Annotated in this window: 22 protein-coding genes; 12 read left to right on the forward strand and 10 right to left on the reverse strand. The window is 34.8% G+C overall.

Features of this window, described 5'->3' with window-relative positions; translation table 11 throughout:
• Complete coding sequence (gene gndA, locus CLU97_RS11995) at positions 1-1,419, reverse strand: NADP-dependent phosphogluconate dehydrogenase (RefSeq protein ID WP_121488135.1); 1,419 nt, start codon at positions 1,417-1,419, stop codon at positions 1-3.
• 252 nt (positions 1,420-1,671) lie between these two features.
• Between gndA and CLU97_RS12000 the strand changes: the two genes are divergently transcribed.
• Positions 1,672-2,031 carry a prevent-host-death protein gene (locus tag CLU97_RS12000; RefSeq protein WP_089692434.1) on the forward strand — a complete coding sequence of 120 codons (360 nt, stop codon included), beginning with the start codon at positions 1,672-1,674 and terminating at the stop codon, positions 2,029-2,031.
• A 132-nt stretch (positions 2,032-2,163) separates the two neighbouring features.
• Here the strand turns inward: CLU97_RS12000 and CLU97_RS12005 are convergent, their stop codons facing one another.
• Complete coding sequence (locus tag CLU97_RS12005) at positions 2,164-2,922, reverse strand: response regulator transcription factor (protein WP_121488136.1); 759 nt, start codon at positions 2,920-2,922, stop codon at positions 2,164-2,166.
• A gap of 769 nt (positions 2,923-3,691) precedes the next feature.
• Here CLU97_RS12005 and CLU97_RS12010 point away from each other — a divergent pair.
• The 4 genes from CLU97_RS12010 (at position 3,692) to CLU97_RS12025 (ending at position 8,495) form a co-directional block, all read left to right on the forward strand.
• Entirely contained in the window at positions 3,692-3,922 is a 231-nt protein-coding gene (locus CLU97_RS12010) for a hypothetical protein (protein ID WP_121488137.1), read from the forward strand.
• A gap of 91 nt (positions 3,923-4,013) precedes the next feature.
• Positions 4,014-6,839 carry a T9SS type B sorting domain-containing protein gene (locus CLU97_RS12015; RefSeq protein ID WP_121488138.1) on the forward strand — a complete coding sequence of 942 codons (2,826 nt, stop codon included), beginning with the start codon at positions 4,014-4,016 and terminating at the stop codon, positions 6,837-6,839.
• Positions 6,840-6,861: 22 nt separating this feature from the next.
• Positions 6,862-7,299 carry a hypothetical protein gene (locus CLU97_RS12020; RefSeq protein ID WP_121488139.1) on the forward strand — a complete coding sequence of 146 codons (438 nt, stop codon included), beginning with the start codon at positions 6,862-6,864 and terminating at the stop codon, positions 7,297-7,299.
• A gap of 401 nt (positions 7,300-7,700) precedes the next feature.
• Positions 7,701-8,495 (forward strand): hypothetical protein, encoded by a 795-nt coding sequence (locus CLU97_RS12025; protein WP_183084559.1) that lies wholly within the window; start codon positions 7,701-7,703, stop codon positions 8,493-8,495.
• A 428-nt stretch (positions 8,496-8,923) separates the two neighbouring features.
• Here CLU97_RS12025 and CLU97_RS12030 read toward each other — a convergent pair whose 3' ends face one another.
• Both CLU97_RS12030 and CLU97_RS12035 read right to left on the reverse strand, forming a co-directional pair.
• Positions 8,924-9,250, reverse strand: coding sequence for a helix-turn-helix domain-containing protein (locus tag CLU97_RS12030; protein WP_121488141.1), 327 nt, complete (start codon positions 9,248-9,250; stop codon positions 8,924-8,926).
• A 332-nt stretch (positions 9,251-9,582) separates the two neighbouring features.
• Positions 9,583-11,028: a hypothetical protein gene (locus tag CLU97_RS12035; protein WP_147436475.1), complete on the reverse strand. Its 1,446-nt coding sequence runs from the start codon at positions 11,026-11,028 to the stop codon at positions 9,583-9,585.
• Positions 11,029-11,734: 706 nt separating this feature from the next.
• Here CLU97_RS12035 and CLU97_RS12040 point away from each other — a divergent pair.
• The 3 genes from CLU97_RS12040 (at position 11,735) to CLU97_RS12050 (ending at position 13,895) form a co-directional block, all read left to right on the forward strand.
• A complete protein-coding gene (locus tag CLU97_RS12040; protein WP_121488143.1) occupies positions 11,735-12,529 on the forward strand; it encodes a hypothetical protein in 795 nt (264 codons plus the stop codon).
• A gap of 33 nt (positions 12,530-12,562) precedes the next feature.
• Positions 12,563-13,042, forward strand: a complete 480-nt coding sequence (locus CLU97_RS12045; protein WP_228437672.1) for a transposase — start codon at positions 12,563-12,565, stop codon at positions 13,040-13,042.
• 430 nt (positions 13,043-13,472) lie between these two features.
• Positions 13,473-13,895 carry an acyltransferase gene (locus CLU97_RS12050; RefSeq protein ID WP_183084560.1) on the forward strand — a complete coding sequence of 141 codons (423 nt, stop codon included), beginning with the start codon at positions 13,473-13,475 and terminating at the stop codon, positions 13,893-13,895.
• Between the two features lie 81 nt (positions 13,896-13,976).
• Here the strand turns inward: CLU97_RS12050 and CLU97_RS23685 are convergent, their stop codons facing one another.
• Positions 13,977-14,291: a hypothetical protein gene (locus tag CLU97_RS23685; RefSeq protein ID WP_183084561.1), complete on the reverse strand. Its 315-nt coding sequence runs from the start codon at positions 14,289-14,291 to the stop codon at positions 13,977-13,979.
• A 514-nt stretch (positions 14,292-14,805) separates the two neighbouring features.
• Here CLU97_RS23685 and CLU97_RS12060 point away from each other — a divergent pair.
• Together CLU97_RS12060 and CLU97_RS12065 are read left to right on the forward strand one after the other, a co-directional pair.
• Positions 14,806-15,393 carry a TetR/AcrR family transcriptional regulator gene (locus CLU97_RS12060; protein WP_121488145.1) on the forward strand — a complete coding sequence of 196 codons (588 nt, stop codon included), beginning with the start codon at positions 14,806-14,808 and terminating at the stop codon, positions 15,391-15,393.
• Between the two features lie 92 nt (positions 15,394-15,485).
• Positions 15,486-16,292 (forward strand): SDR family NAD(P)-dependent oxidoreductase, encoded by an 807-nt coding sequence (locus CLU97_RS12065; protein WP_121488146.1) that lies wholly within the window; start codon positions 15,486-15,488, stop codon positions 16,290-16,292.
• A gap of 485 nt (positions 16,293-16,777) precedes the next feature.
• On the opposite strand, the gene CLU97_RS12070 is transcribed toward CLU97_RS12065, so the two are convergent.
• From CLU97_RS12070 to msrB, 4 genes are all read right to left on the reverse strand, one after another.
• On the reverse strand, positions 16,778-17,593 hold the full coding sequence (locus tag CLU97_RS12070; protein ID WP_121488147.1) for a ferritin-like domain-containing protein: 816 nt from the start codon (positions 17,591-17,593) through the stop codon (positions 16,778-16,780).
• A 24-nt stretch (positions 17,594-17,617) separates the two neighbouring features.
• A complete protein-coding gene (locus CLU97_RS12075) occupies positions 17,618-18,328 on the reverse strand; it encodes a ferritin-like domain-containing protein (protein ID WP_121489727.1) in 711 nt (236 codons plus the stop codon).
• Between the two features lie 76 nt (positions 18,329-18,404).
• Positions 18,405-18,974, reverse strand: a complete 570-nt coding sequence (locus CLU97_RS12080; protein WP_121488148.1) for a fasciclin domain-containing protein — start codon at positions 18,972-18,974, stop codon at positions 18,405-18,407.
• A gap of 109 nt (positions 18,975-19,083) precedes the next feature.
• Positions 19,084-19,608: a peptide-methionine (R)-S-oxide reductase MsrB gene (gene msrB, locus CLU97_RS12085; protein WP_121488149.1), complete on the reverse strand. Its 525-nt coding sequence runs from the start codon at positions 19,606-19,608 to the stop codon at positions 19,084-19,086.
• An 89-nt stretch (positions 19,609-19,697) separates the two neighbouring features.
• Between msrB and CLU97_RS12090 the strand changes: the two genes are divergently transcribed.
• Together CLU97_RS12090 and CLU97_RS12095 are read left to right on the forward strand one after the other, a co-directional pair.
• A complete protein-coding gene (locus tag CLU97_RS12090) occupies positions 19,698-20,267 on the forward strand; it encodes an RNA polymerase sigma factor (protein WP_228437674.1) in 570 nt (189 codons plus the stop codon).
• A 1-nt stretch (position 20,268) separates the two neighbouring features.
• Positions 20,269-21,090, forward strand: coding sequence for an anti-sigma factor domain-containing protein (locus CLU97_RS12095; RefSeq protein WP_121488150.1), 822 nt, complete (start codon positions 20,269-20,271; stop codon positions 21,088-21,090).
• 13 nt (positions 21,091-21,103) lie between these two features.
• On the opposite strand, the gene CLU97_RS12100 is transcribed toward CLU97_RS12095, so the two are convergent.
• Complete coding sequence (locus CLU97_RS12100) at positions 21,104-22,903, reverse strand: hypothetical protein (RefSeq protein WP_121488151.1); 1,800 nt, start codon at positions 22,901-22,903, stop codon at positions 21,104-21,106.
• Between the last annotated feature and the right edge of the window lie 15 nt (positions 22,904-22,918).

Raw genomic sequence — 22,918 nt, forward strand, 5'->3', positions numbered from 1 at the left:
TTAGTTGTTTGCTGTTTGCCAAGAAGTGTGAAAAACGCCCTCTCTGTCAATACGCTGATAAGTATGAGCACCGAAATAATCACGCTGAGCCTGGATTAAGTTCACAGGAAGAGATTCTGTGGTATAAGCATCAAAATATCCTAAAGCGGTCTGAATTCCTAAACTTGAAATTCCGTTGGTAACGGCAAATCCGGCTGTTTTTCTTAACGCTTTGATCTTAGATTTTACCAGTTCGGAAATATCGTGATCAAGAAGAATATTAGAAAGATTAGGATTTTGAGTGTATGCAGAATAGAATTTCTCCAGCAATACAGAACGAATGATACATCCTCCTCTCCAGATTTTCACCACATCTTTCAATGGAATTTCAAAGCCATATTCTTCAGATGCTTTTACCAATAAAGATAAACCTTGTGCATAGCTGATTAATGTTGAAAGGAAAAGCGCATCACCTACCTCCTGAATAAACAATTCTGTGTTTTCCGGTTTTGTGATTTCTTTTTCAGAATATATTTTTGAAGCCTGAATTCTTTCTTCTTTATAGGCTGATAAAATTCTGGAAGTTACCGCAATATCAATGGTTGGAATAGAAACTCCAATTTCCATAGCCTGCTCAGAAGTCCATTTTCCGGTTCCTTTGGCTCCGGCTTTATCTAAAATCTGATCCACAAGATAATTTTCTGTGAATGTATCTTTCTGTGTGAAAATATCTCTGGTAATTTCGATCAGGAAAGAGTTCATTTCCCCATTATTCCAGTCTCTGAAAACCTGGTAAAGCTGATCATTATTTAAACCAGCTCCTCTTTTAAGAAGGTCATAAGCTTCACTGATAAGCTGCATGATGGCATATTCAATACCGTTATGTACCATTTTCACATAGTTTCCGGCAGATCCTTTGCCCATGTAAGCGGTACATGCTTCGTTATCTACTTTTGCGGCAATGGCTTCCAGCATTGGTTTTAAAAGTTTAAAAGCTTCAAGATCTCCTCCAGGCATTATACTTGGTCCTCTTCTGGCACCTTTTTCACCACCAGACACTCCCATTCCCATAAAGTGAAGTTTTTTGGATGCAAGATCAGCAACTCGTCTGTTGGTATCTTCAAAATAAGAGTTTCCTGCATCTATTACAATATCACCTTCACTCAAAAGCGGTGTGATGCTTTCCAGTACGGCATCCACAGGTTTTCCGGCAGGAACCATCAAAATAATTTTCCTTGGGGTTTCTAATGCTGATACAAAATCTTCTAAAGAGCCTGTACCTTTCACTTTCATTTCTGAAGCGGCTTCCTTTTCTAATTCTTTAACTTTATTCTGATCAAGGTCGAATCCTGCGATTGAAAACCCATTGTCAGCAATATTATAAAGCAGATTCCGCCCCATTACTCCAAGGCCAACCATTCCATAACTATATCTTTCCATTATATTGGTATTAATATGAATTTTGTTATACAGACAATAAAATTACGGAAATGCCAATAAGGAAAAAAATAAAGAATGGAAAAAATTCTATAAGCCCCTAATTATTCCTTTATTTATAAGTATCTAATGTCCACATTTTCACATAATTTTGGTCTTATAGAATAAAATTCAATTATTATTATGGGAATGATCTATTAAAACAGTCTGTTTTTTGGCATAATTAAACTTATATTTGCCAAAATTTATAAAGTAATGAACTATAAACTTGAACTCAACACTCAGGAGCCTAATTCTAAAATTGTTTTTCATAACGTCAAATTTGATTCGTTCAAGATTAATATAGTTGAAAGATATATCGGGTCCATGAAGGCCCGTCCTACATTATGTGAAGTTTTATTTAAAGTAAGAACTTTAGATGATGTACTCATCAACAGAAGAGACGGTAACATCAGAGTAAAGATTAAGGGTGATGATTTTGAAACGTATCAGAAATTATCCAGAGATCTTAATTCTTATGAATATAAAAACAAACTGATCAATAGAAAAGAGGTTGAAGAGAACTATGTGCACTTCATTCTGAGTTTAGTGATTGCGAATTATCAGCTTAACTAAGCTGTTCGGGTATTGCTCCTTTATATTTTGTAAGGGAGCAGTTCTCAAAAAATATTATAGCAAAAGGAAAAATTCAGTTTTCAAAATCTTAAAAACTGTAAGTGATCCGGAAAATTTTTCAAATAGTATAATTTAAATCAAATTATTCGATATTACGTAAGAAATTGCTTCAATAATATTTTTCACTCCAATTCTTTCAAACAATTTGCTCCTGTGAAACTTTATGGTACTGGGAGATACAAACAACTGCTCTGCAATTTCTTCTATTGTTAACCCCTGAAGATAGAGCCTTATAATTTCAATTTCCCTTATTTTCAAGGTAATTTTACATTCTTCTGTCCATTTTCCGGTAAAAAGATTATACTTCCAATAAGAATCCGATGTGTTGGAAATGACACGGATATTTCCAGCAGTTCGGCTCAGGGAATAGGATACTACACAGACTATTTTAGAAATTTCTCCCTGATCACAGATTTCTATAGGTGTAATTTTATGATTCACAAGAACATCTACACTATTAGCAGATTTAACATGGAAATCATAGGTAATGGTATGTGCTTTTTTTTCTTCCGGTGAAAGACACTCGAAGAACTTCAGCCCATTAGTGCTTACTTTTTTTAATATTTCGAGATCCTCCTTCTTGGTGTATTTACGGAAAAAGCTATAACCCATTTTTTCAACCTCAGCAGCACCCAGTCCGGAAAAAAGTAAAGGATTCCCTGAAATAAATTCCAGTTTTCTTGTTTTGAGATCTGCAATGTACGCGCAGCCCAAGCTGGTTTTTGATAAGGCTTTCAGCACATTAAAGTATTTATTCACGCTCTTTTCTTCAGCAAACGACACATTACCAGATCTTTTCCTGGTATATAATAAATTTATTTTATCACTCATATTGTTGACATGATAATTGGGATATAAAACTATTTTATAAGACTACTTTTTGCAAACATATTCATAATTAAGCTAAATAAAAAATCTATCAAAACTTAATTATAATTAAATTAAAAACTACAAAGTATTTATTTTAATAATAAAAAAACCTAAACTTTATTGTTTTATTAAATTTTTAATAGCCAAAAAAAACATTTTCCCGCGCTGCCGTGGTATAGAAACAGAATTATCAGATAAAAAAATATCTACTCAAAAATGAAAACCTGTCTTTAGTCTCCTCTGAAAGCATTTCTTTGAAAACTGTTTTAATTTAATTCAACAAGTTATGAGTTAAAACTATACAAAAGTATAGTAATATTAAATTTTTATTAAATTATTTTTACCCAAATCAAAATAACAAAATTAATATTTAAGAAACCTCTTAGCAAAATGAAAAAAACTAAAACAAATTAAACTCTACTCAAATTTCAATGCAGGTAAGTGAATCATTTCTGTTCATTAAAAAATACAAATATTCACGGATCTGTATGCACATCTACTCTCACTTACTTATATCCCACTAATGATTCTGTTGACCCATTCATACTTTTTATGAGAAGATATGGTGGAAATACAGTATATACTTTAAACAGCATATCGACTCTGTGACTTGATACAGAGAGCATTTTTTATGGATTTAACTGAAAATCCCATGGAAAAACTCTGTCCATCAGCCCGAAGAAATCTTTAAGCTCATTGGATTATGAATACTAACTTAAAATGAAACTATATGAGAAAAATTCTACCTGTTATTTTATTTTTTCTGGTTTTCACGTTCCCTGCCAGGGGACAGATCTGCACTCCTTTTCCGGAGCCTTTTTTACAGTCATTCGGTACGGGTGCACTTCCGGCACACCGGACCAGCCAGAACCTCATTTCAATTTCTTCAAATACCAATACTGAATGGAAACCTTCAGGAATGGCTGGCAAAACAGTCTTATCCCCGGAATGTATATGTTAGAGATACATAACTGCTAAGAAGAAATTTATAAAAGAATCTCCACTCTTTTTGTAAATACAATTCAATTTTTAGAATCAAAACTCTGCAATTCATGAAAAACATTATATTTAGTTTATTATTTATCTTATTGAGCATTCCTATTTCGGCTCAAAGAGATACGGATCACTGGTTTGCGCCTTACTATGCATCAACAAGTTATACGCAGGCATTATACCTTTCTACTGATTCTGCAACGCCTTTTGTAGTTACCGTTAACAGTAACAACGCTCCTATTGGTACAGTAACAATAAGTAAAAATGCTCCTCAGATATTTGTTGTGCCTATTGCGAATATTGCGGCAAATGTAACTTCAGATGCATTCAGTATCATCAATAAAGGGTTACATGTACAGGGAACCAAACCGTTCTACTGTTCATTAAGAATCGTAAGCAGCACCACACACGCTGAAATTATAACAAGTAAAGGAAAAGCCGGAATCGGAAAGGAATTTTATGTAGCCGGAACTCCTACTACTTCATCGCTTAGCGGTTATAATTTTACGGCAGGTATATTAGCCACAGAAAACAATACTGTAGTTACTGCTACATGGAACGGAAATATAGCATTCTTCGGTGCAGCACCTGTAGGAACCAACACTCAGACAGTTACCCTGAATAAAGGACAATCTTTTATTTTTGCCGGCGGCCCGGGAACGGGAGGGCTGAATCAATCAGCTTTTATTGGGGCTAAAATTGTTTCGGATAAACCCATTACGCTTACCAACGGAAATGTGAATGGAAATTTCGGAAGCAATACAAGTTCCGGCTCAGATGCAATTCTCGATCAGTCTGTGCCAACAGAAAGACTTGGAAGTACTTTTGCCATGGTAAGAACCAGATCTACAACGGACGATCTGGAAGGTGGTATCATTGTAGGAACCGAAGATCACACGCAGATATTCATTAATGGGTCCAATACCCCTATTGCAACCATCAACAGTGGTGATTTTTATAGAATTTCGGGAAGCAATTATGTGCAGCAGGGAACTTCGGGACATTTTAATATGTTCATCACTACTTCAAAAAATGTTTATCTGTATCAGCTGGTTTCAGTGGGAAACAGCAGTGCGACGTGTGGTTATAACTATATTCCGCCATTAAACTGTTTTCTGCCCAGAAAAATTGACGAGATCGGAAAAATTAACGAAATGCCAACCGGAACAGGAACCACAAGTATGGTTCCTAACGGAACTATTGTAAAACTCAATATTTTAACTGAAGCCGGAGCCAATGTAACCGTCAACGGAGCTCAGCCACTTGCTTCAGAAGGTCCTTTTCCATTAACGGGAAACAACAGCTGGGTGACCTATGCTATCCCTTCTATTACCGGAAACGTAACGGTTATTTCTGACAAAGCAGTAACTGCGGGGATTAATGGAGGGTACAGTACATCCGGATACGGAGGATATTTTGCAGGTTTCTCTTCTATTCCATTAATTGCAAAGCAAACAGGAGAGTGTATTCCGGGTATTGTTTTAGAGGTTGATGACAGCTACGATACGTATCAATGGTTCCTGAATGGAAATCCTATTACCGGGGCTAATTCCAATACTTTTACACCGCTGGTTTCTGGAAATTATACGGTAAGAATTGCTGTAGGTTCTTGTACTCCGGCTGTTACTCCGGTGTATAAAGTGTATACATGTCTTGAAGAATCTACTAAAGCTATGACGGTCTGCGAAGGATATCAGGCTATCGTTCCTGAATTTTCCAATTCTACCCAAAGCTATGTTCCGAGTACGGTAACAATTTTGACACATCCGGTAAACGGCACAGCCAGCGTAGATCCGGCCGGAGTTATTAATTATACTCCTAATTTCGGTTATATGGGTACAGATACTATTGTTTATAAATTCTGTGGTAACAATCCTGATTTTACAGATTGCGAGCAGGTAACTTTAACTTTAACAGTTTCTGAAAGCCCTATCGTTCAAAATGCTGCTTTAAGCTCATGTTTCGAACCTACTAATCCGGTGCTTGGTAAATTTGATTTAACATCTGCCGGAGTGAATGTACAGCCGGGGACCACTAAACAGTATTACCCGTCTCCTGCTGATGCAGAAAACGGAACCAATGAAATCCTGACCCCTGCCAATTATATTGCTCCAGACGGTGTAGTTTATATCAAAGTAAGCAACGCCAACGGATGTTACAGAGTTGCAGAAGTAACGCTTACTGTGATCCCTCCTACTTACTCAGACGTATTAAAGGATCAGATTATCTGTATGGAAAATACCACCACACTGGATGCCGGGCCTGGGTTTACTTCTTATCTTTGGAGCACAGGAGCTACTACACAATCCATCAAAAATGTAGGCGTGGGAACGTATTGGGTAGATCTGAAAACCAGAGAGTGTACTACCAGACAGACTGTAAAAGTTTATCCTTCTGAAAATCCTGTTATTGCAGATATTACTATCAGTAATAATATTGTTACCCTGACTGTAATTGCAGGAGCAGCACCTTATCAATATTCAATGGATAAGGTAAACTGGCAGAATGAAAATGTATTCACCAATGTTCCCCGCGGAAGCCATACGTTCTATGTAAAAGATTCTTATAACTGTACACCTGTAGAAGTAGAAGTTACAGTGCCGAATCTGATCAACATCATCACGCCTAACGGAGACGGAATTAATGATGTACTGGATTATTCTGCTTTATCCGGGAAACCTAATTTCACTTTCAGCATTTACGACAGATATGGAAGTAAAATTCATGAAGGAAATAAAGAAAACGGATACCAATGGGACGGAAGTACTGGCGGTAAGAATGTATCTACCGGAAACTACTGGTTTGATATGGGCTGGAATGAGGACAACAAAAAACAGACTCCAATAAAATATACCGGATGGATCATGGTAAAAAACAGAAATTAATATTTAAATACCTATCGTAAGCATGAAAAAGCTATTATATATATTCTTTGTGTGTTTTTCAGGAGTGCTTTTCGCTCAAAAAAACAGTAATGTGAAATTTGCAGTCTACAATAATACAGTCGGGACAGCCGCAATGTTTGATCTTTACAAGAACAGCATTGAAAAAGCAGCTGTTTTTAAAACCAAAGCCAGTCTTCCTTCCCATCTCAAAAAGTTTGATTATCTGGCTGATAACGGTTTAATAGAAATCACGTTTAAGAAAAATGCAGGTTACCCGGACAGCCTGTCTCTGGAAATGCTGAATGAACAGAATAACCTTCCCAAAGGCACGCCTGTATTTATTGAAGAATATCAGTTCAGTGATACCACTACCCTGGTCTATAATGAAATGATCAGCAACATAGAAGTTATAGATACTAACGGACAAAAAAACATCCATATTTCAACCATAAGAAATTAATGATCTGTTTTGACGGAAATTAATTAAATCCGGAGACTATTTCATTTTGAAATAGTCTCTCTTTTTTTCCGGACTTAACTGTTCTTACTGAAGTAAAGTATAGCCAGCGATTCCTTTGGTGGAAAAACTCAGATAAATATAAAATTTGACAGGTTCATCCCCAATATTTATAATATTCGCTAAAATAAGCCATTAATTAGATTTTTTTTTGAGTTAAATTTCCTTTTCTTAAAGAAAATAATTAGCAATACCAATCAGAACACAAAATAAACACAAAAAAATAAAACACTGAATAACAGTTAATTAAATACAACGTTGTATTTTTGTTGTATTTGTTTTTTTGAAACAATTTAGTTTTTATGCTAAAATTGCACTGTGAAAAAAAAACATTAAACAAAAAGATGAAAAAATTATTTTTATTAATCCCTGCGATGATTTCTACTATAGCGTATTCGCAAGTGGGGATAAACACAACTACTCCTCAGGCAACTTTGGATGTTATAGGAAAACCTGCAACCCCGGCTGTCTTAGATGGAATAATTCCTCCAAGACTGACAGGTGTTCAACTTAAAGCAAAAACATATACCGCTGCTCAAACCGGTGCCTTTGTATATGTTACAACTCCAGATCCTTCACCATCTGGACAAACAATTAATGTCACAACAGTTGGCACATACTCTTTTGATGGTTCCAGATGGCTAAAGGTAAATACAACAGCTCCCCTCCCTAGTTCACAATTGGTTTTAGTAGTGAAAGGAACAGGAAAACAGCTAGATACCGATTCCCCAGCATCAAATGCAAAATTAGCTTATTTTTCTAATCAAGCTACTCAAACAGGAAGTACAATCGTAATTAATGATCCAGGATCATGGGACATTACAAATCAAATGTATACAGCGCCTAAAGCCGGCGTTTATCAAATAGCTCTTACGGGATATGTAGCTGGATGCACAGGAGCTGCCGGAGGCGCTGCGTCATATTTTAGAACAATTATAAAAAGCGGATCGACCTATAAGGTAGTTAATACTGCTGACTTAGTACTTACTTCTGGGCAATTGAACACCAATCAGCTCACAACGATAAACTTAGCAGCAGGAGACCAGGTATTTGCGGATTATAACGTGAGTGGTGCAACAAATGGTTGTTCAATAAATAATGTAAATATTTCGTCACTGTCCATATACAGATTTCAATAGAAAATATATTGTCTGCAATTTGTTTTTTAAGATAATTGTTCCCAGATTCCTTAAGATTCAATCCGGCTTATTAACAAAAATATTATAAGGTTCTATAAACACAAATCATCATGTGATGTAAAGAAAAGCTTTTCTTTACATCACATTTTTATGATGAAGTCTTTAAAAATAAAAAAAGCCAATATTCTTTATGACAGGGCACAAAGAAACTACTGATTGAAAGAACCTTAATATTTACTATCCCAAATAGATTTCTCATTCTACAATAAAGCAATTTACATAATAAATATTTTTATGAAAAAAAATTATCAGGAAAAAAGGTTATCATAAAATAAGCAAAAGCAGAAACCTCTGAAGATTTCTGCTTTTATATCCACGTTTAGTAAAAACCAGGCTGCATCAGAATACCGATACAACCTGATAACATACTAAATTAAAAATTGTTTTTTCCATTTGGCAACGGTATTTCGGCTTAGTTTAAAATGCCTTGCCAATTCGGAATTATTCAGGTTATTTTTTTTCTGATAATTCAGAATCTCTATAATAGATGTTTTATCATAAGAACGGTGCCTCTGATTAGCAAATTGGGTCTCCTGAGTAGCTTTTGGAAAAATAATATTATTAATATTGATAACATCTTTCACTGAAAAAGCTGTTTTAGACAAAATCTTCTCACACTCTTCTTTTTTTGTGGGATGCTGCAATCGCAAAATATCTTCGTATATCTTTTTATAGTTTGGCCCTTTTGTTTCCATATTATATTAATCTTGAACAACTTTTCTATTGTAAATCTAAACTCTTGTTTTTAAAATCTATGATTTGATATGTTTCGGCTAGAGTTTATAGAAATTTCTGTTTTATGTGTTTCTTGCCACAAAAATGATTTTTTTATAATTTCAAACAAAAAAAACAGGTATTACTTAGATATTACATTAAAGTATTTCTTCAGTATTCTTTTGAAAATTCTTGCAACATACGTACAAAATCATATCTCAACATCAAAACATAGATATTGAATGGTCGTTATTTAAAAAATATAAAGTGATTGAGTATTGACAGGTATTTTTACAATTCTAAGATTTTACAATCATAAATTAGTCTTATTACTATTAAGATTTTTCATCCAGACATAAATATCTTCATCAGAAGGAATATTCAATCTTTTTCTTAGTTTATTTTTCCGGGCTTGTATAGATTGGGGCTGTACAAAATTATAATTGGCAATTTCTTTTGTAGAGAAATTAAGAAATAACAAAGCACAAAACTTCAATTCTGTATTGAGCAGCTGAGGTTCAATTTTTAATAAGTTTGCTATAAACTCAGGATAAACTTCCTGAAAACGTGTAAGAAATTGTGGATCATTATCTTTCGCAAGCATTATGACTTCCTCAAAAGCAAAGTTTAATTTCTGGTTGAGCTCATGAGTTTCTTTTTCTTTTATATGTAAAATCTGATTTTTACTTTTTATTTTCTTATATACAAAAAAGATAATAATAACAGCACCCGCAATCCCTATAAATATAATGTATAATAAGAGATTGTTTTTATCCTTCAATGGTTCCTGTTTTTCTTCTACAAAAAGACCTACAGTATCTTTTAAATTCTCCTCATCTATCTTCTTTAGGCTATCATTAAGACGGTTATATTTAAAATCATATTTCTTTTCATTATCTCTTTGACCGTTTTTTTCATATGATCGGCTTATTAATTCGTATAACTCAGATAGTTTTCTGAAATTCTTTGCTTTTGCAGCAAGTATAATTGCTTTCTCATAGTTTATAATAGCGGAATCGTATTGTTTTCTTGTATCATAAACCTGTCCAATAAGCTTAAATGTGGCAAAATCATTATTCCCCCAATGTACAGGTACAGATTGGGCCGAGCTTATATAAAACTTTGCAGAATCAATTTTATTTTCGTTGAGCTTTGCTTCGGCTAAAAGCAACATGGCAGCTTTTAAGCTTGTATTCATACCTGAATCCATTTTTTTGGACTGCTTCAGTTCATTAATAATCTTCTTTCCATAATAAGCAACAGAGTCATACTTCTTTTTCTCAATATAATTTTTCCCAATCTGAACCAAAATTAGTCCTTTTATCGCATGTCTGGTAGAATCACTTTTTAAATCATTTGCTAAAACCAAATTCTTCTTTAGTTTTTTAAGTGATTCATCATACATTTTAATTCCTCTGTAATTAATACTGTATAATATATTCATAGAAATCTCCTGATCCTCAGCATTTGAGTTTTTAAATTCAGGCTCCATTAACTTTAAATAGTAATTGCTTTTAGCATACTTATATTGCGAGGAATAAGCAAGTGCTAAATTATAGTAAGCACACAGCCTACCTTCTGCATAATTAATATGTTTTGCATCTTCAAGTATTGAAAGATTCAATACAATCATATCATCTGTTTTACCATCAATAAGAAGATTATTAGATATATCCAGTCTCTTATGAATAGTTTCTACTGTAATTTTAGGCTGGGCAAACAGTAAGAGCGGGAAAAACAAAAAAATAAATTTCATCATATGTTAAGTTTGTGTAAAAATTTCATACATGTAATAAACATAACAGTAAATAAAAAAAACAATATTAGTATTAAAATACGAATTTAATTAATAAAAAAAATAATTATTATTAAAATAAACACAGAATTAATGTATTATATAAAATTCACCGTCCTGTTTTTCTCTGCAATGATATAATATTTAATTAAGAAGTGAGCTTACAATAAGAATGGTGCAGATATGATTCAGGTATTATTCAGGTATGAAATGAACATAATTTTTACACGACACACATACTACACATATAGAAATAAAAAATTTTAAGACTTTTCAGTCAATTGTAAGAAATGTAACATCACTATTATTACGAACTCCAATTTCTTACCTGCTTAATACGCCCATCTTTCTACACTTTATAAAATACAACCACCCTTTTTAAGGTTGATCCAGCATATTTTAGATTAAAAAACGGCAATTTACCAGGTATTTTATAAGTAATAAAATAGAGAATATTTTTAATAACCCTACTTCCTTAGCATTAAAAAAACAACTAAATATCAGCACTTTACATCCAAATCATAGGTAAATCATAGGTCAAAATTTGTATAAAATAAAGTTCGGAATGTAATATTGCGTCAACAAAATGAGTCATCTGAAGTTATGGTAAATTCTATTTATCAATCAATGAATCAAGAATCAAGAATGAAAAACAAAAATCTTTACACTTATGAAAAAATTATTATTACCCACTCTTTTATTAGCTTTCGTAACTACATATTCACAGGTAGGGATACAGACTAGTACTCCACAAAAAACACTACATGTGAATGGTTCTTTGCAGGTAGTAAATGAAGTGAATGTAGGCGGAAACGCTACAACAGCTGGCTCAGCAGGTACAACAGGACAGGTTCTTACCTCTCAGGGCGCAGGTACAGCACCAGCTTGGCAGACATTGAATACAGTGAGCGGAAGTGTAAACAGTGCTGTTTACGTACAGGGAACTACTGAAGCAACAATTAATGCGGGAACTACGGCAGATGTACCAGGAGTTACCTATACGGTAATTGTTCCAGCCGGAAGAACACAAACTCTTTTATTTACTATTTTAGGATATGCATTAGATTTTAATGCAACAACTACTCAGGGAGTTTTTTCCCTTCTGCAAAATGGAACTAAAATTTCTTCTGCGTATGTCTCAAAAGCGGGTATATTTCCTAATAATTCCCAGGGGTCGATAGGTTCTACATCTGTTACGGTTAATATTCCTGCACTTAATAATAATTATACTTTTAATACTGCCCCGTTTCCTGCTTATGCATTAGGAGGTTTAGTCAATATGCCTGTTCCGGTAACATTTTTAAAATCTGTTACCCTTACTGCCGGAACATATATTTTTAAGGTTCAGTACTCTGCATGGGCCGGAACCGCCAAAGTTAATGTGGTTCCTTCTACTTTTTCCGGGTATAATGGTGATACAGAGTCAATGCTTACCAAAATGCAGATTTTAGTATATAATAATTAATCCTATTTATCAATAAAACCCAACCTTACTATTATGAAAACATCTTTTTGTTGTATCATGAAAGATGTTTTCATTCAAATTCTGTTTATTATGCATTTTAAAAATATTCATATTGGTAAACTGATAGAAAAGCGGGTACAGGAAACCGGATTCAGTCCAGAAAGATTACTAAATTACCTGAAATGCAGTCATCAGGAACTATTGGAAATGTACAAAAGCGAATCTATGGATGCGGAGATTCTTCTTAAATGGAGTAAACTTCTTGCTTATGATTTTTTCAGGATTTACTCTCAACATCTTTTGCTGTATTCCCCTCCATCATCTCCCCAGTATTTTCAAAAATTAAAACAGGAAAATATAGAGCTTCCGGTATTTAGAAAAAATATCTATACCAAAGAAATAATTGATTTTATTCTGAATCTTTTAGAAATAAATGCAAAGACAAAAAAACAAATAATAGAAGAATACCGAATTCCCAAAACAACCTTATATAAATGGATCAAAAAATACTAATTGAGTTCCCTCGATATCATGGCCTGAAGAAATTGAGTTGTTCTATACATTTTAATATCCCTCTGTTGAATGTATGTTCTACTCTATTTCATAAGATACGATTCTATAACACAAATGAAAAAATATCACCGCAGAACTCCGGCTCTATGGATTGATATTAATGATTAGATTGCCAGATTAGTATTATTCTTTCCATTATCTCCAACCTTTTTATGTGTGTATCCTTTAAAATTGTGTTTTTAGGTTGGAGTATTTTTAATACAAAAAGCCTCCTATAGAGGCTTTTTATCATTAGTATTTTTAAAATCTGTGTTATTAATAATTCTAAATCAGAAAATCCCCATTACAAATCCCTAAAAAAGAACATTCAAATATGACATTTCTTTATAAAATTATATTGAAAACATTGGCTGTCTGGGACACATTATACATGAAAGCCTATATTAATGTCTGTAAAGCCCGCGGGATGAAAATAGGTACTGGAGTTAAAATTTCTTCTCATGTTGATTTCGGATCTGATCCATTTTTAATAGAAATCGGAGATCATACGCAGATTGCAGAAGCGACCCGTTTTGTTAACCATAATGAAACTCTTAAAACATTAAACCGAATTGGCCTGGACAAAACAAGTATACCAGGAAAAATAAAAATAGGCAAAAACTGCTCTATTGGTGATAATTGTGTCATCCTGCAAAATATACAAATTGGTGATAATTGTATTTTGACAACTGGCTCGGTGTTGATTCATTCCATGCCATCTAATTCTGTATTTTCAGGTAACCCTGCAAAGCTTATTTGCTCTGTTTATGAATATATTGAAACAACATTAGAAAAACAAAGACTCCATAGGTAACTATAATAAAGAAGCCTGTAAAAGCATATTCTTTCTTTATTAAATAACCCAAAAGCAGAAAGTCCCCAAGGTTTCTGCTTTTTATTTTATAATTGATAAAAAACCAGACTTACTGCTGATCACACTTGACAGATAATTGACATGAAGCACCTGCAGATCTGCATAATCCTGAACTCTGAACTGGATATTTCTCTTTCCGCTGATCAGCTCTCTAAAATGCTTTTCAAGATTCTGCTTGAAGATTTTTATGATCCGCGAACTTCGGTTTCCCTCATAAATAGGATTGTAATCCTGAAAGAAATATTCTTTAATTTTCAACAGCAATGCAATCACCAGAGCACCGATAATTTTGTTTTTATAATGGGAATTTCCTTTGTATTCTTTATGAATCAGCATGTATAATTCTTCAATTTGATTAAACTGGTCAGTCGTTAAAATACTGGGTGAAACCACTTCGGAAAGAAGAAATGCGGTAATTGCCGGGGTTGGTAAAATAAGCAGTATCTGAAGTCACTTCAAATCTCTGATCATCTATTGTATAATGCCCGAATGCACCTTTAATAAACAAAAAACTGAAATAATTAGGACGAAAAGGCAAATCCCTAAAAGTTTTTCCAGATAATGAATGGTAAAACCAGATTCTTCTTCAAGATAATCGATTGGAAGTCCCAGTTGCTGATAAAGCTCGCGTAAGTTTCGCACTTTCAGGTTAGCCATAGCAGTTTATTTTCGGGTAAATTTAGAAATTTAATTGAAGTTGAGCAGATCTGAACCATAATAATTAATTTTTAACATTTCCTTTCTCTCAGGGTATTCAAAGGCTATTAACTATTTTTATCTGAAAAATATCAAATAAACTTTGTTTTTATGACCAATCGGTCATATATTTGTATCCTCATTTAGCAAGATCATGGCAAAAGGGGAAGAAACCAGACAGTTTATTATAGAAAAAGCAGCACCTATTTTTAATACAAAAGGGATTGCCGCTACTTCTATGAGCGACATTATGGAAGCAACCAAATTGTCTAAAGGCAGCATGTATGTTCATTTTGAAAATAAAGAAGTTTTGGCTTGCGCCGCTGTGGAACATAATATGAAAATGCTGACTGAAAGACTTCAAAGAACCTTAAGTCGATATAAAACATCTAAGGAGCAATTATTTGCATATATAGATTTTTTTAGTGATCCTAATCATCCTCCGGTTGCAGGCGGATGTCCTTTGCTGAATTTCGGAACGGAAGCTGATGACACCAATCCTATTGTAAAGGAGAAAGTAAACCGTGCCATTCAACAAGGTCAGGAATTGCTTTCCGGTATTATTAAAAAGGGAATTTCCAATAAAGAATTCAGAGCAGCCTGGAATCCGGCAGACTTTGCTACGGTTTTATTTGCTATGCTTGAAGGAGGGCACTTGATGTCAAGAATGTCTGGCAAAAATGATAAAATGGATGTTATTGGGAACAGTCTAAAAAAAATAATAGAGGAAAATAGCTTATAATTTTTTTTATCTAAAATATGACCGAACGGTCATTTAAATGTAAACAAACTTTATAAAAAGTATTATATAACAATTAATTAAAAAACAAAACAATGTCAAAAACAGTTTTAATTACAGGTGCATCAAAAGGTTTCGGAAAAGCATGGGCAGAAGCTTTTTTAGCGAAAGGATATAAAGTGGCAGCAACTGCCAGAAATATAGAAACACTTCAGGATTTAAAAGAAAAATATGGAGATTCTGTATTGGCTTTAACTTTAGATGTTGACAAAAGAGAGGAATCTTTAGCGGTCGTACAAAAGGTACATCAGCATTTCGGCAGCATTGATATTCTGATCAACAACGCAGGATATGCTTTAACGGGTGCTATTGAAGAAACAAACGAGCAGGAAGCGAGAGCTCAATTTGAAACGAATTTCTTTGGAACATTATGGCTTACACAGGCAGTACTTCCTATCATGAGAGACCAGAAAAGCGGTCATATTATTCAAGTTTCTTCTATCTTAGGATTGGCAACCTTACCTATTATGGGACTTTATAATGCTTCTAAGTTTGCCTTGGAAGGTTTAAGCGAAACGTTGGCTACGGAAGTGAAAGGATTTGGTATTCATGTTACTTTAGTGGAACCTAATGGTTATGCTTCCAATATCTGGCATACAGGAATCAATACGCAAAGCAATCCGGTTTATGACGGTGTTAAAAAGGCTTTTTCAGAAGCAGAAACTTCTTTTGGAGAGGTAGAAGCTACAGCACCGGCATTGATTAAACTGGCGGAAACTGAAAACCCTCCACTGCGTTTATTACTTGGGAAAGTAGCGCTTCCGTTTGTAAAACAGAATTATGAACAACGCCTGAAAGTCTGGGAAGAATGGAATGATGTATCCGTAGAAGCCCACGGATAAAATTTAAACCCATCTTATGCCTTTTTGACTGAAGATCTTCCTTGCCTTTGTGGTGAGGAAGATTTTTTATGGCTTAAATAGAATTAAAAATTCAATCCAAAATAGTATTTCCCGCATAACAAAAGGAGAAATTTTGTATAAAAATTGAAAAAAGTCACAAAAATATAATTCAAAATAACGAGATTTTGAATCTTTTTCAATACATTTGCGGCTTGATTATCTCATTAATTTGAGTTTCATGGTTATTAGTTTTTATCCCCAGGACAACTGGGGATTTTTTTATTTAATCCCACTCCATTTACTAACGTTATAGAAATCAATTCTGTACATTCAAAAGATTCAAATACAATCTGATTATTTTCCAATAAATCTCCTTGTTTTTACTTTTTATTTGAAAACCTGCTCCTTCAATAGGTCACAATAAAAAGTCCATTCCCGGAGAACCCGGAAATGGACGCACCACTTGATCATCATCCAAATCACAACTAAACTATGAAGAGTGAAGCAATAGCCTGAGCATCGCTGCCACTTAAAATTTCGTCATACGCAGCAGAACCTGCTGCTGCACCAAATAGAGTTCCTGTATTATAACCTGCCTGATTCACGTTGTCTTCTCCGGCATAGACAGGATTGGTTGCTGAAGGCATATTTCCCCCGTCTGCAAGCTCAATCCATCCTTTATTGGCTCTCATTCTTCTTACCTGTGAGGCATGTCTGGCTTCCACAGAGTGAATCTGTAATGCCGCCTGAAGCACTACTTTGTTAGACATCACATTTCCTGCCTGTCCTTTATATGCTCTTACACCCGTGTCTTCAAAGGCTTGAGCAAGAACAAGAAATTGGTTGTAATCTGTAAAAGGCATAAAGCTACCGTTAGCCGTAAAGTCAAATGTAGGTTTATTTCCCGGCGTAGTTCCTAAAGAAGTGAGGGTACTTTTTAGAAAGCCGACATGGGCTGATTCATGTTTTGAGATCTGCATGAAAACGGTTCTATCTCCGTTGGGAATTAATCCAGGGGTGGATAATCCAATGCTATAATATTCATTTTCAAGATACTCTAATACTAGTGCCAGCTGTAAAGCATCTGTAAGTGTGCTTTTTAAAGCCGTTCCTGTTAGTTTCATTTCTGTAGTTTCGGCTTTGGCAGAAGTAGTCATCAATGCTCCCAATCCAAGTGGTACAGCTGCTGTAGCTGCTTTTTTTCCGAATAATGATATATTCGTAATGGTTTCCAGTCTTGAAGCTTCCGTGGTGAAAAACTTATCATGAGAAAGCTTATCCAGTAATCTAAGAATATTCATAATGTTAATTTTTAAGGTGAATGATTAGTTAATACCTCTTTCTTTCCAGGTAAAAGGTGTTTTAATGAATGCTCCGGCTGCCATTACAATATCTTTGGGCTCTTTGGCAAGATCAAGTCCGTTGGCATCTATTACATCGTCTCCTGAAAAATCAGCAGATCCGGGATTGATTAAATTTCTGATGGCAGAAGCGTGTCTGGCCTCCACAGAAACTATTTTACCGGCAATTACAAGATAAGCGGGATTCGTGATATACTTTCCTGCCCCGTTATAAGCTGCCACACCTGTATCTTCCAATGCTTTTGCGGTAGCTAAAACTGAATTACGATCGTTAAAATTAACATTAGGGTATTGGAATTCAAGCTTAGGGAGTACATGGTCTGTAGCTCCACTGATGGCGGCTTTAAAGAAATCCCGGTGAATGACTTCATGATGGTAGAGGTCTGTAAAAACCTCTTTCTCGATACTGGAAATTCCCATGTAAAAATTGTTGACCACTTTGGTATAAAAATCTGCTTCCAGCTGTTCCAGTGCATAAGCATAATTTAATACACCTACATCACCTCTACCAAGGTCATACTTGGACTCTTCTATGATCTGAAAATCATCATCATCATTACACCCAATGATGGTAAGGCCTGCGATGGCTAATCCTACTCCACCTAATTTTAAAAAGTTTCTTCTGCTTGTATCAAGGGTAGCTCCCTGATTAGAAACCTGAATTGTCTTTTTCATATTATTATTTTTTTTAGTGTTCGGATAAAGGAAGAAAAACAGCATATTAAAATATGCTGTCTGAAATCTTCAATTGTTATGGCATTAAAACGGTATCGATTACATGAATCACCCCGTTAGATTGGTTAACATCTGCAATAGTCACTTTTGCACTATTTCCTTTTGCATCCTTTATGTAAAGGTCTTTTCCTTTGGTCCAGAAAGTAAGATCTTCTCCCTGTACTGTTTTCATCATACTTTTTCCGTTTCCGGCTTTTACAGCAGCCCATATTTCTTTAGCACTGTATCTTCCTGGCAGCACATGATAGGTTAATATGCTGGTAAGCGTTGCTTTGTTTTCAGGTTTTACAAGATTTTCTACGGTTCCTTTCGGAAGTTTTGCAAAAGCAGCATCTGTAGGTGCTAATACGGTAAAGGGTCCTGCACTTTGTAAAGTTTCTACCAAACCGGCTGCTTTTACTGCGGCAACCAGGGTTTTATGGTCTTTTGAATTGACCGCATTTTCAATAATGTTTTTGGATGGATACATAGGCGCTCCTCCTACCATTACTGTTTTTTCTTTCATCGTTTGTGCGGTTACCTTTCCGCTGAAAGCAAATGATAAAGCTACCATTGCTAAAACTGTGATTTTTGAATGTGTGTTCATTTCGTTGATTTTTTAATTAATTATATTTAATTGTGCTTTTAATGTCATTTACGAGGTTGGTTTTATTTTAGATTGAAAAAAAATGAAATAAATTATAAAGCACTGATTTTCAGTGTATTATTTTTTTACTTGGTACAAATTCAAGGCATATAGAATTCATGCAAAATCTTTTCCCGGTTGGTTTCGGACCATCATCGAAGACATGCCCCAGGTGAGAATCGCATCTTCCACAAAGGACTTCTGTACGTTCCATTTGATAAGAGGTATCTTTTCTGTATTTAACACTGTTTTTGCGGATAGGCTTATAAAAAGAGGGCCAGCCGCAGGTAGTTGCGAATTTGGAGGTAGAAATGAAAAGAGGATTTCCACAGACAGCACAGTAATAGGTTCCTTTTTCATCAAATTCATAATATTTGCCGGTAAAAGCAGTTTCTGTAGCTCCTTCTCTGGCCACCTGATAAAGTTCCGGCTTTAAAATCTTTTTCCATTCACTGTTGCTTACTTTCAGTGTATTTTCTAAGGTGCGTGAGTAATAAGGATTTTTAGTTTTAAAAAGCGTGCTTTGTGCTTTACAGGTGCCAAAAGATAAGGCAGCACAAAAAACAAGTATGGTTTTTGAAACAAGTGTTTTCATATTGACAATTTTTTAATTATTCTTCATCATTATGTACGAAATAAAAGTTGTTAGGGTTTTTTTTGGAAATATGTTTTATTTTATTACATTTGAATAGAAAAATAAAAGCTATTAAAACAACCTATTCTGAAGAGGAACTTATCGTTTTATTAAAAGAAAAAAACGAAAATGGTTTTCACTATCTGTATGAACACTATTCCGGTGCGTTGTACGGAATCATTCTTCGGATCGTTCAGTCTAAAGAATATACCGAAGAGGTTATTCAGGATGTTTTTGTTAAAATCTGGAATTCTATCCATCAGTACGATGCTTCCAAAGGAAGGTTTTATACCTGGATGATCAATATTGCAAGGAATACAGCTATTGATTATTTAAAGTCAAAAGGGTTTCAGAATGAACTTAAAAACCAATCACTTCCCGATTTCGTATATAATACTGCAGAGCTTTCAACCACCAATAATTCTTCTGATTATATTGGATTTACTAATGTGCTGAAAGGTCTGGAGAGTGACAAGCAGGAGCTTATAGATCTTGCTTATTATCAGGGATATACCCAAAGTGAAATATCCGAAAAACTGAAGATACCGCTGGGAACGGTAAAAACGAAAATGCGGAATGCATTGTTAAAATTAAAAGATTTGTTAAAAGATTACCAATAAATTGAACACTAAGGAATACATATCATCCGGAATTATAGAATCTTATATTCTAGGTCATGCTTCTTCTGAGGAAGCAGGGATTTTGGAGTGTGTGATGAAGAATAATGCTGAAGTAAAAGCGGCTTTTGAAGAAGCACAAAATACTTTGGAACATCTGGCTACAGCTCAGGCTGTAACACCTCCAAGTGATTTGAAATCTAAGATCTGGAATAAAATTCAGCAGGAGCAGACCGTTGAAGAAATAAAGCCTGCTCTTTCTACAACTATTCCTGAATCAAAAGATCAAAGGGAAATTACAGAAAGAGAAACCATTAAGGGAAATACCTCCTGGAAACCTTACGCAATAGCAGCTTCCTTATTGTTCCTGATCAGTGTTGCCGGAAATCTATTCATGATGAATTCTCAGTCATCTGATAAAAAACAAATGGCTTTACTGACGGAAGAAACAAAGATTCAGAATCAGCAAATGAAAAGAATGAATCAGAAGCTTGATATGTTCTCCAATCCTGATATGCAGATGGTAATGCTAAAAGGAGTAGAAAAGCATACGGATGCGAAAGCAATGGTTTTCTGGGATAAAAAAACAAAAGAAGTCTATCTGAATGCTGAAAAACTTCCAAAAGCTCCTGAAGGAATGCAATACCAGCTTTGGGCCATCGAAGACGGAAAACCTGTGAGCGCAGGAATGTATACCGAAGATAAGGACAGTAATATCGCACTTGCGAATATCTCTAATGCACAGGCCTTTGCCATTACGCTCGAAAAAGAAGGCGGAAGCAAAGTACCTACTATGGAAAATATGTTTGTAATGGGAGGAGTTTAAGCTCTTCCCATTATCAATTTCCAAAGTTCACAAAGTGCGGAACATCTGTTGCAAAGTTATTCATTGGTAAAAGATTATTTCTGTTACTGTTAAAATCAAAAACCGAATTATTATCAAAAGGAACACGCGGATAATACGTGAACGAAATCTGAATTCTATTGAAAACCAGATAAGGGTTATTAATTAAAACACCAATTCCGATTTTCGTATTTGCTTTTGTTTTAAGCAGCTTATCATCCGGCATTCCCAGCCATCCCACTGCTGCAGTCAGATAAGGGCTGAAATGGAAATTCTTCCATGTTTTGTTCACAAACATCTGGAGCTGATATCTTAAAACCAGTTTTTTAGTTCCTATATAATCCGAATTGTACACAGGAAATTCATCCGCAGAAGAAAGATTGATTCGGTCTTTATAAGAGTAATTATGCTGTGGATTTCCAAGCGCTAAAGTAGGAGAAAAGAAATGTCTTGCCTTGGCAAATTTCCAATCCATAAGATTCGTAAAATAGGTAGCATCAAAGCGGAAAGATTCCCTGTTCTGGCTATCTTCATTAAAAAATCGTCCAAACTGCCCTTTCACCGTAAAGTATCCCAGCTTTGTAAAAGTACCATACGAAGCGGAAATCCCTACATACGGGTTCACTTCTTTATTTCTGGATAACCCTCCCCCAATAACATTCACAGAATTACCGTAGGCTATATCTTCTGGCAAATCGTACTGAAAAATATTCCTCTGAACGGAAAAGTTCCTCTGGATAAACCCAACAGACATCAGAAAACTGTTGTAAGAGCTGAAATATTTATACTGATCAATTCCCGGACTGTCTTTGTACTGATAATTCTGAAATCTCCCGATGATGGCAATATTACTGGAAACCTTTTCACTTGGATCTGCTGAAACAGGGATCTGATAACCTCCCCATACATCCTGACTGTAGACTTTAATTTGAACTTCAGGAAAAGAAGTATCTGTTTCTACCGGAAGCAAAACATGACGCATAAAATATTCGAAAGTAAAACCACCCGCCCATTTCGTTAAAGGTGAGAAAAAGTCTCTTCTTACATTGAAATTGATTCTTTCATTTTTATAAAAATCTCTTTCCCCAAGAAGCTGAGCATTGATATAAGTTCCGAAAAGGTTATAGGCTGTATAGCTCCCCAAAAGATAGTTCTGATGCTCTTTGGAATCATTTCTGTAAAGGAAATCAAACGTATGACCTAATCCCAGTACATTTTCTTCAGTCACTCCCAAGCCAATCTTGCTTCCGGAATAGCTGATTCTCGGCTTCAAACTCCAGGAATCAAGAACTTTTACCACTACATCTATAGAATCTTTGCTGGAAGTACTGTCTGAAACACTAATATTCACTCTGTTTACAAATGGCATGGTTCTCAGCAAACGCTCGGATTCATATAGCTTTTGAGCATTATATTCTTCCCCTTCTTTAAAAAGCAGATAATTATCAACCGTAGAATTTCTTGTATTGGCGTGAAGATGATCTGCCACCCAATCATACCATCTGGATCTTTCTTTACTGTCTTTAGAGTTGTATCCGAAAGGATCAATGGTTTCTATCCTTACATTTCTGATATGCCTTTTGCTGTAAGTCTCCTGCGACAATTTCTCCGTTCTGGAACTGACGGAAGTGGAATCCGGTTCTCTACGGAATATAAAACGGTGAATGAATTTGGTTACTTTTCTCTTGTCTGAAAATTCTTCTATTTTGTAATACAGCGAGTCTTTCTTCTCCTGTGCATTTAAAAAAGAAAAACCACTTAAAAGGAAAATCAGAGTTACAGTCGTTCTAGTCATTAGTCATCAAAATTC

The sequence above is a fragment of the Chryseobacterium sp. 7 genome, from assembly GCF_003663845.1.
Lineage (GTDB): Bacteria > Bacteroidota > Bacteroidia > Flavobacteriales > Weeksellaceae > Chryseobacterium.

Coding starts and splice junctions, on each gene's coding strand:
- gndA (WP_121488135.1), bottom strand. CDS start 1,419: ATGGAAAGATATAGTTATGGAATGGTTGGCCTTGGAGTAATGGGGCGG.
- CLU97_RS12000 (WP_089692434.1), top strand. CDS start 1,672: ATGAACTATAAACTTGAACTCAACACTCAGGAGCCTAATTCTAAAATT.
- CLU97_RS12005 (WP_121488136.1), bottom strand. CDS start 2,922: ATGAGTGATAAAATAAATTTATTATATACCAGGAAAAGATCTGGTAAT.
- CLU97_RS12010 (WP_121488137.1), top strand. CDS start 3,692: ATGAGAAAAATTCTACCTGTTATTTTATTTTTTCTGGTTTTCACGTTC.
- CLU97_RS12015 (WP_121488138.1), top strand. CDS start 4,014: ATGAAAAACATTATATTTAGTTTATTATTTATCTTATTGAGCATTCCT.
- CLU97_RS12020 (WP_121488139.1), top strand. CDS start 6,862: ATGAAAAAGCTATTATATATATTCTTTGTGTGTTTTTCAGGAGTGCTT.
- CLU97_RS12025 (WP_183084559.1), top strand. CDS start 7,701: ATGAAAAAATTATTTTTATTAATCCCTGCGATGATTTCTACTATAGCG.
- CLU97_RS12030 (WP_121488141.1), bottom strand. CDS start 9,250: ATGGAAACAAAAGGGCCAAACTATAAAAAGATATACGAAGATATTTTG.
- CLU97_RS12035 (WP_147436475.1), bottom strand. CDS start 11,028: ATGATGAAATTTATTTTTTTGTTTTTCCCGCTCTTACTGTTTGCCCAG.
- CLU97_RS12040 (WP_121488143.1), top strand. CDS start 11,735: ATGAAAAAATTATTATTACCCACTCTTTTATTAGCTTTCGTAACTACA.
- CLU97_RS12045 (WP_228437672.1), top strand. CDS start 12,563: ATGAAAACATCTTTTTGTTGTATCATGAAAGATGTTTTCATTCAAATT.
- CLU97_RS12050 (WP_183084560.1), top strand. CDS start 13,473: ATGAAAGCCTATATTAATGTCTGTAAAGCCCGCGGGATGAAAATAGGT.
- CLU97_RS23685 (WP_183084561.1), bottom strand. CDS start 14,291: ATGCTGATTCATAAAGAATACAAAGGAAATTCCCATTATAAAAACAAA.
- CLU97_RS12060 (WP_121488145.1), top strand. CDS start 14,806: ATGGCAAAAGGGGAAGAAACCAGACAGTTTATTATAGAAAAAGCAGCA.
- CLU97_RS12065 (WP_121488146.1), top strand. CDS start 15,486: ATGTCAAAAACAGTTTTAATTACAGGTGCATCAAAAGGTTTCGGAAAA.
- CLU97_RS12070 (WP_121488147.1), bottom strand. CDS start 17,593: ATGAATATTCTTAGATTACTGGATAAGCTTTCTCATGATAAGTTTTTC.
- CLU97_RS12075 (WP_121489727.1), bottom strand. CDS start 18,328: ATGAAAAAGACAATTCAGGTTTCTAATCAGGGAGCTACCCTTGATACA.
- CLU97_RS12080 (WP_121488148.1), bottom strand. CDS start 18,974: ATGAACACACATTCAAAAATCACAGTTTTAGCAATGGTAGCTTTATCA.
- msrB (WP_121488149.1), bottom strand. CDS start 19,608: ATGAAAACACTTGTTTCAAAAACCATACTTGTTTTTTGTGCTGCCTTA.
- CLU97_RS12100 (WP_121488151.1), bottom strand. CDS start 22,903: ATGACTAGAACGACTGTAACTCTGATTTTCCTTTTAAGTGGTTTTTCT.